Below are 15184 nucleotides of genomic sequence, written 5' to 3'. Positions count from 1 at the left end.
GTTATTCCAGTCCCTGATCATTTCTCATTTTGGGTGTCTGCTGAGGTTTCTGCTGACCTCGGCCGCTGATACGCTGGGCATCTCTCTGCATTTTGCCACGGGAAAAGAAAGCTTTTTTGGAATCCTTTTTTGCGACCGTGACCGCAGACTTCTCGCCACCGAACACAGCAGAATGTTCCACGCCCTTTGCGGTCAGCTCTGCCGACTTTTTCCGAGCCTGCCCCTCGTCCATACGCTGCGTAAAACGCTCCTGCTTCGGGAGTGTCTTAAAATAGTCGGGGTTGACATATTCCACGGCTCTTTCGCCCTTGACAGCGCTCTCGATCTGCTTGTAGGCTTCGGCATTCGCCTTAGAAACAGTGACCGCCACCGTATCATTCTTGCGGACAACCGCAGAATACGGAATGTTCGCCTTTTGCAGCTCTGCCACGATCTTTCGTGCCGTGTCGATCGATTCAACACGGGTGTGCTTATCGTCCTTGCCGAGTGAAGCGTAGTATTCAGGGTTGATGGTCTCATACTTGCCCTTTTCACCCTTACCGCCGTTCTCCTTTGCGGCATCAGTATGTGCGATCTTTCCGATAGAAGCATACATCACATCATTCAGAGTTGACACATCGTTCTTTGAAACGGTAATACCGACCTTACCGCAGGCAGAGATTTTTCATCATTCTTTTTGTCGGTCTGCTTTGCATAAGCTTTCCAACCCATATCAAGAATGGTTCTGCCTGTTGCCGTAAACTCCGTACCGTTGCAGATACCTGTCAGCTTGACCGCTTCATACTTGTGTGCCGGAGCCGTTGCACAGATGAGTTTTGTGGCGATCAGCGTGAGGATATTTTTCTCACCTGTCGGCAGTGAAGAAAGGTCAGCCGTTGAGATACCGCTTGTAGGGATAATTGCGTGATGTCCCGATACCTTACTGTTGTTGATGACCTTTGCAATATCGGGAGTATGGAAGATACCGAATCCGAAATAGGTATCACAGAGCTTTGCAACATCAAGAGCTGTCTGTGCCATATCATCGCTGAGATACTGGCTGTCGGTACGGGGATAAGTGACGAGCTTGCCCTCATAGAGCGACTGGGTATAGTCCAGTGTTTGCTGTGCCGTGTACCCGAAACCCTTGTTTGCTTCACGCTGTAAGGTTGTCAGGTCATACAGCTTCGGAGCTTTATCGGTCTTGACCTCACGCTTGACCGAGCTGATCGTAACCGTACTGCCGTCACAGGCAGAAACAAGCGTATCGGCGGCATTTTCATCGTCAATTCTTGCAGAAGAAAGAATGAACCCACCGCAGTTGAGGTCTGACGTGTAATACTTCTGCTTGATAAATCCATTGACCTCCGCATCACGCTGAACAATCATTGCAAGTGTCGGAGTCTGCACACGCCCGATATTGAGCTTGCCTCCGTAACGAACGGAAAACAGACGAGAGCCATTCATACCCACAAGCCAGTCAGCTCTGGCACGGGCATAGCCTGCATTGAAAAGATTATCGTATGCGGACATAGTCTTCATAATAGAAAGTGCCTTGCGTATAGCGGATTCTTCAAGAGAAGAAACCCATAAACGCTTCACAGGCTTGCGGCACCGAGCCATGTTATACACATAACGGAAGATACATTCTCCCTCTCTGTCCGCATCGGTCGCACAGATGATCTCTGTTACCTCGTCCTTATTCATAAGGTTTTTCAGAAGATTGTACTGAGCCTTTGTGCTGTCCATAATCTGAAACAGCCAGTTATCGGGAATCATAGGAAGCTGAGAAAAGCTCCATTTCTGGTTCCAGCCGTTGCCATAGTCATTTGGGAACTTCAAGCCTACCAAGTGACCGACACACCACGATACAATATACCCGTTTCCCTCGGTGTAGCCTTTGTGTGCGGAGGAAGCTCCGACCACGGCACTGATTGCACGGCTTACACTTGGCTTTTCGCCAACGATCAAAATTGACATAAAATTTCTCCTTTCGATATATATCACTATTGACTTGTTAGGTCAAATGTAGTATAATATATTCAGTACAACATGGGAGGTGTTGAATATGCTGTATGATTATCTTCTTGAAATATTTGGAAAGAATGAACCGATATTTCTCTCGGATATTCATTATGAGGACTACTCTGATATTTGGCTCAAAAAGAAGCTTGCCAAGCTGTGTGAAAGCGGTCAGGTCATTCGCTACGAACGAGGTATCTATTATATCCCTGTTAAAACACCGTTTGGAAACAGTATTCTGAATCCCAACAGGATCATCGAACGAAAGTATTTATCCGAAAAAGGAAATCGTATCGGATTCTATACAGGCATCACGGCATTGCAGCAGGCAGGGCTTTCTACACAGATGTCAAATATTCCTGAGATACAAACGAATAACGAAAACTCAAAGCTCCGCAGAGTGAAAGTAGGAAATCAGGAAGTGATCCTGCGAAAATCAAGAGTCAAGATAGACAACGACAATATATTTGTTTTGCAGTTCCTTGAAATGATGAATAGTACCTCGTCAGGTTATTTTGACGATGAAAGAAAAGCTGTCATCAAAAGCTGGATCAGGAAATGCAATATCTCTCAGGAGCTTGTTACAAAATATGCACCATTTTTCCCTGACAAGGCTTTGAGAAATCTCATAGAAAGCGGAGTGATCTATTATGTTGCATAATGAAAAGGATGCCTTTGAGCAGCTTGTACTGCGAACCTCTGACTATCTCGGAGTCAAGGCAGAGATCGTTGAGAAGGACTATTTTGTGACCATTTTTCTGAAACGGATCGCCGCTGTTATGCCGGATATCGTTTTTAAGGGCGGCACATCACTGTCAAAGTGCTACCATATCATCAAGCGTTTTTCTGAGGATATTGACCTGAATGTTCAGTCCGAGAAGAAACCATCTGAAAGCAAGAGAAAGCAGCTCAAAGCGAATATCACGAAAATTATCAGTGATTTAGATTTTGGGCTTACCAATGCCGATTCGATCAAAAGCCGCAGAGACTACAACCGATATATCATTGACTATCCCTCGTCACTGTCCGCTGCTTATCTGAAGGAACAGCTTATCGTTGAAACAGCTATCTATCAAAGAGCCTATCCTACGAAGATAATGACAGCAGACAGCCTGATCTATCAATATCTTCACGAAAACGGATACGATGCTTTTATTAAGCAATATGATTTAGAGCCGTTTACGCTGAATGTTCAGACCGCAGAACGGACAATGCTTGACAAGATGTATGCTCTGGCAGATTATTATCTGCTAAATACCACAACGGAACACTCAAGGCACATCTACGATATTTACAAACTGTATGAGATTGTAACGATCGATGATACGCTGAAAGAACTTGCATTATCTGTCGCTGAGGAGCGTAGACCGCATAAAATGTGCCTTTCGGTTCAAGAGGGTGCAAATGTCACCGATATTCTCCGAGAGATCATTGATAAGAAGATCTATAAGGAGGACTACGATACAATAACCGCACCTCTGCTGTTTGAAACCGTTCCCTATGATACAGCGATCACAGCGTTAGAGAGTATTCTTCACAACGGCATTTTTGAAAAGCTCTGATATAGTTATACAGGCACAGCCCGACAAGGACTGTGCCTTGTCTTTTTCAGATCAGCTTTGTAAGCTCCACATTTTTGATGTAGACCTTATGTCTGAATCTCTGTTCCCACCCGTTGCCATAGCCATTCGGGAACTTCAAGCCCACCAAATGACAGACACACCACGATACAATATATTGGTGTAACCTTTGTGTGTGGAAGAAACTCTGACCACGGCACTGATTGCACGGCTTACACTGGGCTTTTCGCCAACGATCAAAATTGACATATATCGACTTTCTATCTTTTTTATTTCCCAAAATTAAAAAATAGCTTGATTTCGGGAAATAGACGTGGTAAAGTCAGACAATATCACCGCTGCTGTCCATTCGGGACGCTTATTCCAAGATGCTGATTGCAAGGACACGCCACGATGCCTATCAGTATGAAGGCATAAAGATCATTGACTTTTCGGACTGGCTCACAAACACATAACGCAGTCTGTTTCCCAAAATTAAAAAATTCACAAGTTTGGGGAACAGGAAACAAACGCCTTTTTCCTAAATTTCATATCAAAATAGGAGAAAAGCATCTGATTATCAAAGCGCATTTCCTGATATTAGGAGTGTGCTTTGATTATTTTGAATTGTTGTACGATTTGAGTCTGAAATACACCTCAGTTGTGATGTTGACCGGAATCATATAGTTGGAATACTCGTTACCGATATATCCTGCCTTTCTGAGAGCAGAGATAACCTTTGCAGTGGTATCCTTGTCAACCTCAAGCCACTCACGAATCTGCTTGTTCGAGGTGTACTTGTCAAGCGAAATATGGTAAACAAGCATATCCATATCTTTCTCCGAAATGCCCTCAACCTTAACAGAATCAAGCGGAGCAAAGTTATGTATGCTTACAGAGAAAGAAGGCTTATTCTCCGTCTTAGGTGCAAGGCACGCATCGTCAGGCTCGATCATATTATCATAGAACCTGAACTCATCGTCCTCATCATCGTCAAGCTCAATATCGTCCTCGTCATCACCGTACTTCTCACGAAAACGCTCGTTGATCTTGCCATTGCTTTCACCCAGCTTATATGCAGCGTAGGCAGCACCTGCCATAGCACCGAGTCCGACAATTCCCTTGATGATCTTCTTTACGTTCATAATAGAAACCTCCACATTTTTCAGTATTCCACGGGTTCACCGTAGTTGATTTTCTTGATAGACTTGATATTGGAACTCAGATCAAGCCCGTTCCAGTTATAGTAGCCCCAGCTACCGCTAAATGCCACGCAGGACGGTAAGTGATGATCGTCATAGATAAACTCAACGATACACTTACCGCTGCCGCCGAAGTTGTGATATTTTCCCTCACCATCATCGGCATAGCCCTTACTGTCACATATCTTTGTAGTAAACTGCGTACCGTTTTCAAGCTCGATCAGGAAACGATCTCCGCAGTATCCGTACCATACGCCCATTGCACAACAGTAATCCCCGTACTCATCACGGCGTATTCTGGTTCCTGTTATGGTATCGACCTTTGAACCGTATATTGCCCCCTGAGCTGGGCATAGCCGTCAGCCCCGAAGCTCTTTCGCCTGCAAAGCAGTTTGTCCAGCCGTCCTCATACGGAAAGTCATATATGACCTCAACCGTTTCGGTCTTGCCGTCAGCGGTTGAAGGTATTACGGAATATCCGTCTTTTTCTTCCGCAGAAAGAATAGGTTCGACTGTCACTGTGTACTCTGTATTCTCACGCAGACCTGTTATGTAGCAGAGGTCATTGCCTTTGAACACAAAGTACATATTATCGCTGAAAGCATAGTTATCATCATGAGCCGTGCAGCTCACAGAATAATCACGGTCAGGCTCAGAACCCCACGATACTTTCAAGCAGGAAACAGAAATCGTCGATACATTCAGGTTATCTGCTGTCAGCTCGATCAGTTCAGGTTCGGAAGGTACTCCCGAAAACTCCATAATAAAGCCCATGATAAGGCTGATCGCTTTCCTCTGTATGTCAGGATCAAACATCTTTCTTTTTCTGCTCCTTTTCCTTTACCTTCATTTCTTTCACGAAAGCACGGTATTTCGCTGTATATTCATAGGACTTGCCGAAAATGTTGACGGCAGCCTTGTATAAATTCGGCTCATGTTCCTCGATGATTGCAAGTTCTTCATTGATGTGCTTGCTGAACGGACAGCCTACACAGCCTGTTCTCCGCAGACCGTATTCCGTGTAGCATCGGGAGTGCTGAACATCGAATAACTGCTCATAGTCCTTTTTATCACCGTCCGTGTACCAAAATACCGGACGGAATGTGTTGCACCCCTTAGACTTGCTCTCAGAAAAACAAGTCTTATAAGCCGCCGAACGGATACCGCCTTCAGCTTGTCGGATACCTGTTATATCCAAGTCTGCATCATGTTCCTTGACGATACGCTTTGCGGGCTTCTTTTTCGCATATTCACAGCACTTGTTGGATATGGAGAAATCCGGCGGATTCTGCATGATAAACTCTTTCAGAAAACGGTTGCGGTAAATCGAGAATCTGCTGATTTTCTGAACACCGTCCTCATCAGAGTATCGCTCTCCGCACCACCATTGCAGAGCTGTCTTACACCGAGGGTATCTCTGCAACAACACTTCAAGTGATTCGCCTTCCCACTGAAATCTGTGAGCCTGCAAACGCATCATCTGTTCGGAAACATATTTCGACAGGAAAGGAATACCATACTGCTTCACACAGGTCGGGATAGGCTTATCGGGTTTGACACGCTCAATGGTAATGCCGTATTTCTGTTCAAGATAGTCTAGATGTTCCTTTGTAGCGGAGTATTCCAGTCCCGTATCTATCCAAAAATACTTGACCTTGCCGTCCTCATCGACCTTGTGAATCAGGTCAAGGACAATATCGCTGTCAGAACCGCCGCTGATACTGCATACAGGATCATAAGACCGCATCAGTATGCGTTGTGCTTTGCACATACTGGTATAAATGGTGTAGTTGTTGTTTTCTGCACACTTGTTCAGGACTTCATCAAACATCGTGAAGCCCTCCCAAGATGTGTGCGATCACATCGACCGTCCACCCGTTGCCGATACACTTGTATCGCTGGGTATTGGAAATGCCTGCCGTGTAGTTATCGGGAAGTGTCTGCAAACGCTCCGCTTCAATGGATGTAAGCTTACGGATAATATAATCACCGTCAGGCAGGTCGATCTTATATAGACCTGTCTTAGCCCCCTGACCGCCGCCGTTTGCGGAAAGTGTGACAGATTTACCGACAACGGAGTAAATACGTTGTCCCTGTCCGCCCTTGCCATACTGTCCGATACGAACAGGAGAACATACAAGAGTATCTTTCTGCACCGTAGTCAGGCAGTTGGATTTACCGTCCTCACGAATTTCGATATGCTGTTCGGTCTTTTCGCCGTCAACATATCTTCCACGCTGGGCGGCTCCCATAGGTATTGTTTCGCCGTTGAAGTATGTATTGACAGGTTCAGCGACCATAGTTCGCTGCTTGCGTTCAATCGTGTTGAACAAAACAGCCCCTGGGTAACGTGCTGTCATACAGTAGGACTTGTCCTGCCAAGTGACACCGCTTTCAAGCACATCTTTCAATAAAATGCCCTTATCTTTCGGAAAAGAAGTAAAAGGAATATTCGTCCAATAACAGCGTTTTCTGTTTTGTGCCGATACAAGTGCAGAGTTTATCATGATCGGTCCTACGCCGAGAACCCTTGTGATCTCGTCCTTGATGTTCTGATGTACGGAGTAGTTGTTTTCGTAGAGGAAATACTGACAGCCCGACTCCTCTAAGGCTCTCACATATTCCTGAAAGAGCCTGAACCCTTCGCCGTTGCAGTCGATTTCTCTGTCTTTTTTAGCGATAGACCAATAGGTGCAGGGCGAACCGCCAAGCAGTAAGTCATATCCTTTGAACTGCGTGAAATCGCCGTCATATACATTCCCGTGATGAACGATTACGGGGAAATTACGCTTTGAGACCGTGACGGCATACTTGTCGATTTCAAACGCATCATAGCACTCCACGGGAATGCCAGCCCTTTGCAGAGCAAGCATACCGCAGGAAATGCCGTCAAATAAGCTGAGTACCTTCATTAGACAAATTCTCTCTCTTTTCTCATTGTCTTATGTTGTCTGTTCTGTTGTCGGGAACTTTGAATCCACTGGGTTCAAAGTTGATCATACTTCGTAGTAGTCATCAAAAAGATCGTTGTAGTTCTCCTGAAGCTCCTCAAACTCTTCGCAGAGCTTGTCATACTTCTTTTGGATAACAGTCTTTTCACAGGCGAAGTTCTCCGCAGCGGTCAGATCGCCGATAAACTGTCCTGCTTCAAAACCACGGAGAAACCACTTCTTCCTCACGCCCTCTACTGCCTTAACAGAAATGCCTGCAATTCCGGCTGCCACTGCCACCGCTGCCGCACATACAGCGATCTTCTTCATCTTTCTCATTCTTTTGCCCTCTCTTTCTTATTCTTCATCGTCCTGATTATCGTAGAATCTCATATCGTCCTCAGATTCTTCGGTGATCTCTGTATCATCGTCATACTCAGGCTCAAACTGATCCGCAGTCTTATTGCCGCCTTTCTTTTTCTTCATTAGGAAGAAGCCTGCGGCACCAACACCGATCAGAACAATCACACCAAAAACAAGGATCATACTGTTTTTATTCATAGGAACATTCTTTGTATGAGCTGCTGACTCAGACGATTTCTCGCCGTTCTCAGCGGTATCTTCAGCATCGTCAGTATTATCACTGCCGCCGGATTGCACTCTGCCGTTAGCCTTTTCTGCTTCTTGAGCTGCCTGCTCGGGAGTGATCTTCTTGGCATCATCATCGTCTTCAGTTCCGGCATAAAGCAAAGCATACAGGTCATAATCGTCAACTTTGTTCAGAAAATACACATTGTCCTCGCCATTGTCTGCGGTGTAATTGATAAGCACATAGAACACATGACCGTCTTTTGTGGTCACAGCGATGAACTGCATTTCCTCGGTATTGTAGATGATCTGCTCCGACTTGATAAGGGTGGCGTTGCCGTCAGTATCGTAATAGGGATCGCCGTCATAGTCGGTAACAACATCGGTTGTATCTGCCTCGGCAAGCTCACTCATGACCTCACGGAACTTCTCCATATCAACAGAGCTTTCGTCCGCAGGTTCAGAAGTGGTTGTTTCCGTAGTCTCTGCTGTGCCTACTTCGGCAGAAGCGGTAATACCGCCGATACTTGCTGTTGCAAGCATGAAAGCAGCCATCACAGCACTAATCATTCTTGTTTTCATCATCGTCCTCCTCAGAGTAAAATCTCATTTGTTCTTCGTATTTGCTGCTTTGCCGAGATCGTCTATCTCATCATCGGTCAGACCACGAGCTTTCATATTCTGAATCTGCTCATGTTCTTTGGCAAGCACGGTTTCTAATTCCTCTCCATCACAGTTCAGCTTTTCGCAGAGCGAGAGATAACGCAGCCTTGTGATCTCGGAGAGAAGCCGTCTGCGTTCCTCTGTATCTCTCTTGATATTTCTTTCAAGCTGCTCTGCCTTTTTGCTGAATCTCTCTATTTTTGCATCATATAAAGCCATTATGTACCTCCGTTAATACAGCACGAGCCGAGGATCAATATAGTCCCAGCCGTAGCCGTCGGTGTCTATATAAATGTGGAAATTAACATTTCCGGCTGTTGTTTTGGCAAATTCTTTGCCTTCCTTGATACTGTCGCCTTTCTCATAGTCATTTATAAGCACCGCATTTGCAATGGTGACTTCCGTATCACGCTTAGTGCCGCCGTTTCCGTCATACCAATACTGTATATCGTCCTTGCGGATCGTGATCTTGTTGTCAGCAGTATCAACATCAGTTATTTTTCCGCTGAAAGGCATTTTGAGCTTTGTACCGCTGTTAGCATACACCTTGATACCCTGATACAGACCATCGCTTTTTTCATTCCACCCCGTCATTTCATATCCGAACTCTCTTTTGAGGGAGTAGTCACGGATAGAATCACCGGGCAGCATATTATATATGGTCTGATGATTGCCGTAAAGCGTGTTGCCGTCTTCATTGCCCACAAGCAAATTGTAATACTGTAGACGCTCCGTCTTATGCGACATACCGCCGAGTTTGTCTGCAATGACCTCATCAAAGGTCTTTTTCTGCTTTACGTTGTAATAAAGATTACATTCTGTTTTCCAATACTGTTTCTGCACATAACCATACAGAGCTGAACAATTGCTGTCGCCTGTCCACGCTCTCGCATCGGTTTCCGTAATCATGAACCAAGCATCATCGTTCTCCCAACCGTAGAACGAACGGTACTGAGTATTTCCGTCATGATTTTTGAAGAAGAATTTTCCGTCACTGTCCACCCAATAGAAAGGCTCTTTGGTGTGGGCATTGTCTGCAAAATAACGGTTATCAAGTACATAATAGCCCGTGAGTGCATAATCATCGTTTGGATTCAAGACACGATAACTGCGGTTCAGATAGCAATAGCCGTCACCATCAAGATACTGACCAAGTTCTGAGGTATAAGAAGTCGGCTTGAATTTGTAAGTCCAAGATCTGCTGCTTTTACTTGCTGATTTCTCGCAATAGTAGTAACTGCCGTCATTACTGCTTCCCCCACCGAAATAAACATAGTTGTCAAGCTCCTCCCAACGGGATTTATTATCATACCAATATACGAACTCATACTCCGCATTGAAAATGTCCTCAAGCAGATCCTTTGTATCGCTTTTGAACTTCCAATACTTGATGTCACCGTTGTCGGCGGCATCAAAGTCATAATAGTATGCACAAAGGAATGACCACAGCTTATAGCAGTCAAAATCATATACAGGATTCCAATCATAGACAAAGGACTTGCCCCAATACCAGTTATCGGGATCATCTTTCAAGTCTTTTTTCTTTGCACCGAAATCCACAAGACCTTTTTTCCAGTCAGAAGTATCGCTGACTTTAAGTATTTTCTGATTGAGGTTATAAACAAGCTCCGTGTAATACTTTTCAGCTTCGGAAAGGTCATAGTCCTGTGCCGCATAAGTGCCGAGGGTAAATCCACCGCCTGAAACTATGGAGCTGAAAATCATGATGATAAAAGCAAACACAAGAAAGATAATAAGTATCGGAACAGCTATTGCTGCAAAGAACTTTTTGACTTCCTTTTCATAGATGTTTTTCACGAATTTGAAAGCTGATTTGAATCTCTCAGCCTACCGTTTTTTTCGTTTTCTTATTTTGGGGTTTACGCTTCTTTTTCTGCTTGTATTTATCGTGTTTTTCATTCAGCTTGTTTTCCTGCCGATTGAGTTTTTTGTTGGATTTTGACTTTTCATCGGACAGGCGATCACGCTTTTTTTCTTCTCGCTGTAACCGCTGAGGCTTGCTTACCTTATCTTTGATAGGTTCCGCTATTCTGCGTTTTGCCGAGTCTATCGCATGAAGTACGTCATTGTCTTGATCTTCATTGACAGCTTTCTGCCACGCAGAAGCCCTCATTCGCTTTACCGAATATGAAACTGGCTTTAATGCAAGCAAGCCTGGGTGAGAGTTTCTGCTGATCTTTTCCTGATTATGCAATTCCTTAACACGGAATTGCTGTTCTGTTTTCAGCTGTTTACGCTCAAATTTCAGCTCACGCTTTGTCTGCTTATATGCCTGCGATCGACGCTTGTTCAACGCCTTACGGAACTTATTTCCCTTGTCTTTTACAATTCGGGCTTTATATTCCACCTTGGCTTTCTTCAAATCGGCTTTTGTCGCAGCCATTTTCGGCTTCTGCGTTTTCGCCTTATAGAGCTTGTTATCAGCTTTCTTTAGCTGCAACTTCGCTTTTTCAAGCTTGTACTGTTTCTTTGTTTTCAGGTGATCATGCGTACCCTTGACAGCATCGACCGCCGTGCGGCCCATGAGAAACACACCACGGTGATAATCGTCCACCGCTTCACGGGTGTATTTCTGCTTGAGCTTGTTGCGGACTTCACGCTGGGCAATATCGGCGGTTTTGATACCGCCAGTTTCCGCTGCGAAAGCTGTATCGACCGCCGTCTGAGCTACATCATGAACTGCAAAATTCACAGCACGGGTATTTACCTTAAATAGCTTTCCTTTGAATGTCTTAGGCTGCCATGATTTGATCATCCGTGTAACTGACGGTTTATCGCCCTGAATGCGGTATTTCGCATTTGCAAACTTATGGACGATACCCCGACCGCCGTGATGCGTTTTCTCACCACGGACAATATATGCACGGGTATGAAAGCGGCCTCTGCTGTTAGCTTCACGGCGGAAATCTATCTGAAACTGCTTCGACCGTCTGCTGACTCTGTCGAAACGTGCCTGTGCTCTGCGGAGGTTATTCTCTTTTCTATGTAAGCTCATAGCTCCCTCTTTCCCTAAAATTTGCCCTTGACATTTTAGCTAAAATGGGATATACTAATATTAGCGAAAATGTTTGGAGGTGTTATTATGATCACTGCAACCGCTACCGATATTCAGAATAACTTTGGCCATTATCTGCAAGCTGTTCAGCAGGGTGACGAGATCATCATTCTCAAGAACGGAAAAGAAGTTGCAAGACTTGTTTCCCACGAATCAAGCGTTTCCTTCCTGACTGATTCACTTACTGGCGTTCTTAAAAATGATTATGATGATAAAGCAGTTCGTGCAGAAAGGATAGAAGCACATGAAAATTTTGGTTGATACCAATGTCATTCTTGATGTGCTTTGCAACCGTCCTGAGTTTGTCGAAGCCTCATCAAAAGTTTGGAAGTATTGTGAAGTAGATCAAATCGAGGGCTACATTTCCGCATTGTCTGTCCCGAACATTGTGTATATTCTCCGCAAGGAGCTTACTCCACAGAAAACAGAACAGCTCATTCAGCAGATCACGATGATATTTAAAGTTGTTGACCTCAAATCAACCGATCTAAAAGCCGCCGCTGAGATGTTTTCTTCTGATTATGAAGATGCCTTACAGATGTGTCAGGCAAGTAGGATCAAAGCGGATTATATCGTCACAAGAAACATTCGTGATTTTAAGGACAGCAAAGTGCCTGCTTTGAAGCCCTCAGAATTGCTTGAGAGAATTTGAACCTGAAAGCTGTTGTCGGCAGCTTTTATTATTCTCCGGTTGGTTTTGTGGTCATGAGTTTATACATCTCTGTATCCATCGGAAAATGGTCTGTAAACGGCAGAAGCACTTTATCATAGCGGATAAGCCCCTCACCCGGACCGCTGTTTGTTACAAACTTCATCTGCTCCTTTGAAATATGTAGCTTTTCAGCGAGAATGTCCCTGTCTCCGGCTGCCTGATTCAGCATATAGACAAAATCCGAGTTGTCAAAGATGTTTTCGACCTCCTGAGAAGAAAGCAAGTCCTTGACATTTTGCGTGATGCCTGTCGGTACGCCACCCCATTTACGGAAACGCTTCCAGATCTCAGCGGAATATTTCGCTGTCTGTTCCTCTTTCAGAAGGAGATGGAACTCGTCAATGTAGTAGCGAGTGATCTTCTTTTTCTCACGGTTTGCGGAAACTCTGTTCCACACGGTATCCTGCACGATCAGCATACCAACTTTTTTGAGCTGATTGCCAAGTTCCTTAATATCAAAGCAGATGATACGATTACTCATATCAATGTTGGTGCGGTGATTAAAGAGGTTCTGGCTGCCGTTTACGAACATTTCAAGAGAATTTGCTACACGAAGAGCGACTTCGCCCTCCTTATTAAGCTCCTGCTGCAAATCGGAGAGAAGCGGCATCTTTTCAGGTGTCGGCTCATTCTCGATAAAATGCTTGTAGATGCTCTGAACACATTTGTCGATAACAGAGCGTTCCTCAGCGGAAAGACCGTAGCGACCTCCGACAACGATCTCGCAAAGCGAGATCAGGAAGTCGGACTTATTGGCGATCACTTCCATAGGATTGCTGAAAAGAAAATCATCAATCGTAATATCCATAGGATTCAGGTGTTGTTCGCTGTTTGAAGCAATACGGATAAGCTGTCCGTGCAGAGCCGAAACAAGCGGATAATACTCGCCTTCGGGGTCGCAGATGATGATGTCATCGACTGTTGTCAGAAAGCAGTCGAGTATTTCACGCTTAACACTGAAACTCTTGCCGGCACCCGGCGTACCGAGGATAAGTCCATTCGGATTTTTGAGCCTTGACCTGTTGGCACGGATCATATTTCCTGACAGCGTATTGATACCGTAATAGGTAGCCTGTCCGTCCTGAAATAGCTCTTTTGTGGTAAACGGCACGAAGATAGCGATACCGCTTGTGTGCATCTCACGGCGGACGGGAATTTTGTTATAGCACAGCGGAAGTGTAGAAACGAGAGTCTGTTCCTGTCGATAATCATATGGAAACATCGTGCAGTTATTCTTCTGGCAAACACGCTTTAGCATCTCAGAAAGAAGTTTCAGTTCTTTTTTGCTTTTTGCATAAGCTCTCAATGAAATACTGATATGAAAAAGACGCTCATTCTTGCTGTTGAGGTCAGCGAGGAGCTTTTCAATGTCCTCGATATACATCTTGATCGCAGGCGGAAGAATATCGGGATCATAGCCGGACTGCGATGCCTTTTTCTGTTCGTCGATCTTCATCTGCTCCACATTGGTGAGCTTCTTTTTAACGAATTTCAGGGCAGCTATCTGATCCAGCGGATCAACATGGATATTCACGCAGAAAAGGTTCTGCATTTCAAGAAAGTCTTTTAATATTTCGTCTGACAATTCTCCTGCAAGGATATTCATGCCCCATACAGCACCGTAAGCATTACCGATCTCAAAGTCAGCCTTATTGAATTTCAGCGAGGACGGACTGATAGAATCCTTTGTGTCCATTCCTGCATGAAGCATACTGTCCCAATCAAAGATGAATGGAGAATTTCTGTAAGGGTTCAAGGCATAGTAGAGAGCTTCAAGGCGTTGTCTGCCGTCAAGAAGTTTCGCTTCCACGCCAAAAGCCTTAAAGCCCTTGATCACGTCATTTTTGATCGACAAGAGTTTTGCCCTTGCTGCCTTGTATGATGCGGATTCGATACCAAACGTCAGGAACTTTCTTGCCGACTGACCGTTAGAGCCTTTCATCAGCTTATCGGTAAGCATTTCGCTGTACTCCTTGCGGATTGCATTGAAATCATCTTTCTGTTCAGGTATCTGCACCGTTTTTAAGAGCTTTTCCTTTGATCTGTTTTGATTTTCAAAGGTAAGCTGGAATTTGATCGTATTGTCAAAGAGATTGATAACATCACAATACTTTGAGAAGATATTATTCTGTTCCTCAAACTCCGAAATAGAGTAATTGGCATCATAAAACTGTACCGTCATAGAGAAGAAGTTCTCCGATACCTGGCAAACACCGTCCTTATACATACACATATAGGGAATGGTGCTCTGCACCGTAGTCTTACCGCCATTAGCACTCTTGATTTCCGCCATTCGTGCGGAAAGTATTTTTTTGTCCTCTTTTGTAAGCTGAGAGGCTGGCTTGCCCATGACAACCTTAGACTTGCTGCAGTTATCACTTTTATTGGCATTTCTCTTTCTAAAGCCCATTGGTAACCTCCGTTTATATTCAAAAGCGTAGACACCGAAAGTG

General features: G+C 44.6%; 17 protein-coding genes. 4 read left to right on the top strand and 13 right to left on the bottom strand.

Translation table 11 applies throughout. From position 1 onward, the window contains the following. Position 1: 1 nt before the first annotated feature. Positions 2–595, bottom strand: coding sequence for a hypothetical protein (locus tag RUM_RS09785; protein WP_015558953.1), 594 nt, complete (start codon positions 593–595; stop codon positions 2–4). Positions 596–603: 8 nt separating this feature from the next. After that, positions 604–1959, bottom strand: a complete 1356-nt coding sequence (locus RUM_RS09780) for a DNA topoisomerase (RefSeq protein WP_015558952.1) — start codon at positions 1957–1959, stop codon at positions 604–606. 88 nt (positions 1960–2047) lie between these two features. Here RUM_RS09780 and RUM_RS09775 point away from each other — a divergent pair, with 88 nt between their 5' ends. Together RUM_RS09775 and RUM_RS09770 are read left to right on the top strand one after the other, a co-directional pair. Further along, positions 2048–2662, top strand: coding sequence for a DUF6088 family protein (locus RUM_RS09775; protein WP_015558951.1), 615 nt, complete (start codon positions 2048–2050; stop codon positions 2660–2662). Beyond that, positions 2652–3563, top strand: coding sequence for a nucleotidyl transferase AbiEii/AbiGii toxin family protein (locus RUM_RS09770; protein ID WP_015558950.1), 912 nt, complete (start codon positions 2652–2654; stop codon positions 3561–3563). Before RUM_RS09775 ends, RUM_RS09770 begins: the two co-directional genes overlap by 11 nt. Before the next feature lie 614 nt (positions 3564–4177). Here the strand turns inward: RUM_RS09770 and RUM_RS09765 are convergent. From RUM_RS09765 to RUM_RS09720, 10 genes are all read right to left on the bottom strand, one after another. Next, positions 4178–4705, bottom strand: a complete 528-nt coding sequence (locus tag RUM_RS09765) for a hypothetical protein (RefSeq protein ID WP_015558949.1) — start codon at positions 4703–4705, stop codon at positions 4178–4180. 20 nt (positions 4706–4725) lie between these two features. After that, positions 4726–5022 (bottom strand): hypothetical protein, encoded by a 297-nt coding sequence (locus tag RUM_RS09760; RefSeq protein ID WP_015558948.1) that lies wholly within the window; start codon positions 5020–5022, stop codon positions 4726–4728. Positions 5023–5047: 25 nt separating this feature from the next. After that, positions 5048–5578, bottom strand: coding sequence for a fibronectin type III domain-containing protein (locus tag RUM_RS09755; RefSeq protein WP_015558947.1), 531 nt, complete (start codon positions 5576–5578; stop codon positions 5048–5050). Beyond that, on the bottom strand, positions 5571–6593 hold the full coding sequence (locus RUM_RS09750; protein WP_015558946.1) for a phosphoadenosine phosphosulfate reductase domain-containing protein: 1023 nt from the start codon (positions 6591–6593) through the stop codon (positions 5571–5573). Before RUM_RS09750 ends, RUM_RS09755 begins: the two co-directional genes overlap by 8 nt. Then, the gene (locus RUM_RS09745) at positions 6586–7674 is read right to left on the bottom strand and encodes a DNA cytosine methyltransferase (RefSeq protein WP_015558945.1); all 1089 of its coding nucleotides are present in this window, start codon (positions 7672–7674) and stop codon (positions 6586–6588) included. The genes RUM_RS09750 and RUM_RS09745 overlap by 8 nt, the downstream gene beginning before the upstream one ends. An 84-nt stretch (positions 7675–7758) precedes the next feature. Beyond that, positions 7759–8031: a hypothetical protein gene (locus RUM_RS09740; protein ID WP_015558944.1), complete on the bottom strand. Its 273-nt coding sequence runs from the start codon at positions 8029–8031 to the stop codon at positions 7759–7761. Positions 8032–8049: 18 nt separating this feature from the next. After that, positions 8050–8862 carry a CD1107 family mobile element protein gene (locus RUM_RS09735; protein WP_015558943.1) on the bottom strand — a complete coding sequence of 271 codons (813 nt, stop codon included), beginning with the start codon at positions 8860–8862 and terminating at the stop codon, positions 8050–8052. 24 nt (positions 8863–8886) lie between these two features. Beyond that, positions 8887–9162 carry a hypothetical protein gene (locus RUM_RS09730; protein ID WP_015558942.1) on the bottom strand — a complete coding sequence of 92 codons (276 nt, stop codon included), beginning with the start codon at positions 9160–9162 and terminating at the stop codon, positions 8887–8889. A 12-nt stretch (positions 9163–9174) separates the two neighbouring features. Further along, complete coding sequence (locus RUM_RS09725) at positions 9175–10761, bottom strand: hypothetical protein (RefSeq protein WP_041326399.1); 1587 nt, start codon at positions 10759–10761, stop codon at positions 9175–9177. A 25-nt stretch (positions 10762–10786) separates the two neighbouring features. Beyond that, complete coding sequence (locus tag RUM_RS09720) at positions 10787–11959, bottom strand: hypothetical protein (RefSeq protein WP_015558941.1); 1173 nt, start codon at positions 11957–11959, stop codon at positions 10787–10789. Positions 11960–12046: 87 nt separating this feature from the next. Here RUM_RS09720 and RUM_RS09715 point away from each other — a divergent pair, with 87 nt between their 5' ends. Further along, positions 12047–12280, top strand: coding sequence for a type II toxin-antitoxin system Phd/YefM family antitoxin (locus tag RUM_RS09715; protein WP_015558940.1), 234 nt, complete (start codon positions 12047–12049; stop codon positions 12278–12280). Beyond that, a complete protein-coding gene (locus RUM_RS09710; protein WP_015558939.1) occupies positions 12264–12671 on the top strand; it encodes a type II toxin-antitoxin system VapC family toxin in 408 nt (135 codons plus the stop codon). The genes RUM_RS09715 and RUM_RS09710 overlap by 17 nt, the downstream gene beginning before the upstream one ends. Positions 12672–12699: 28 nt before the next feature. Here the strand turns inward: RUM_RS09710 and RUM_RS09705 are convergent, their stop codons facing one another. After that, positions 12700–15141 (bottom strand): VirB4-like conjugal transfer ATPase, CD1110 family, encoded by a 2442-nt coding sequence (locus tag RUM_RS09705; protein WP_015558938.1) that lies wholly within the window; start codon positions 15139–15141, stop codon positions 12700–12702. Positions 15142–15184: the final 43 nt, after the last annotated feature.

The sequence above is a fragment of the Ruminococcus champanellensis 18P13 = JCM 17042 genome (assembly GCF_000210095.1).
GTDB classification, from domain to species: domain Bacteria; phylum Bacillota; class Clostridia; order Oscillospirales; family Ruminococcaceae; genus Ruminococcus_F; species Ruminococcus_F champanellensis.
This window is presented reverse-complemented; position numbering and strand designations above follow the sequence as displayed.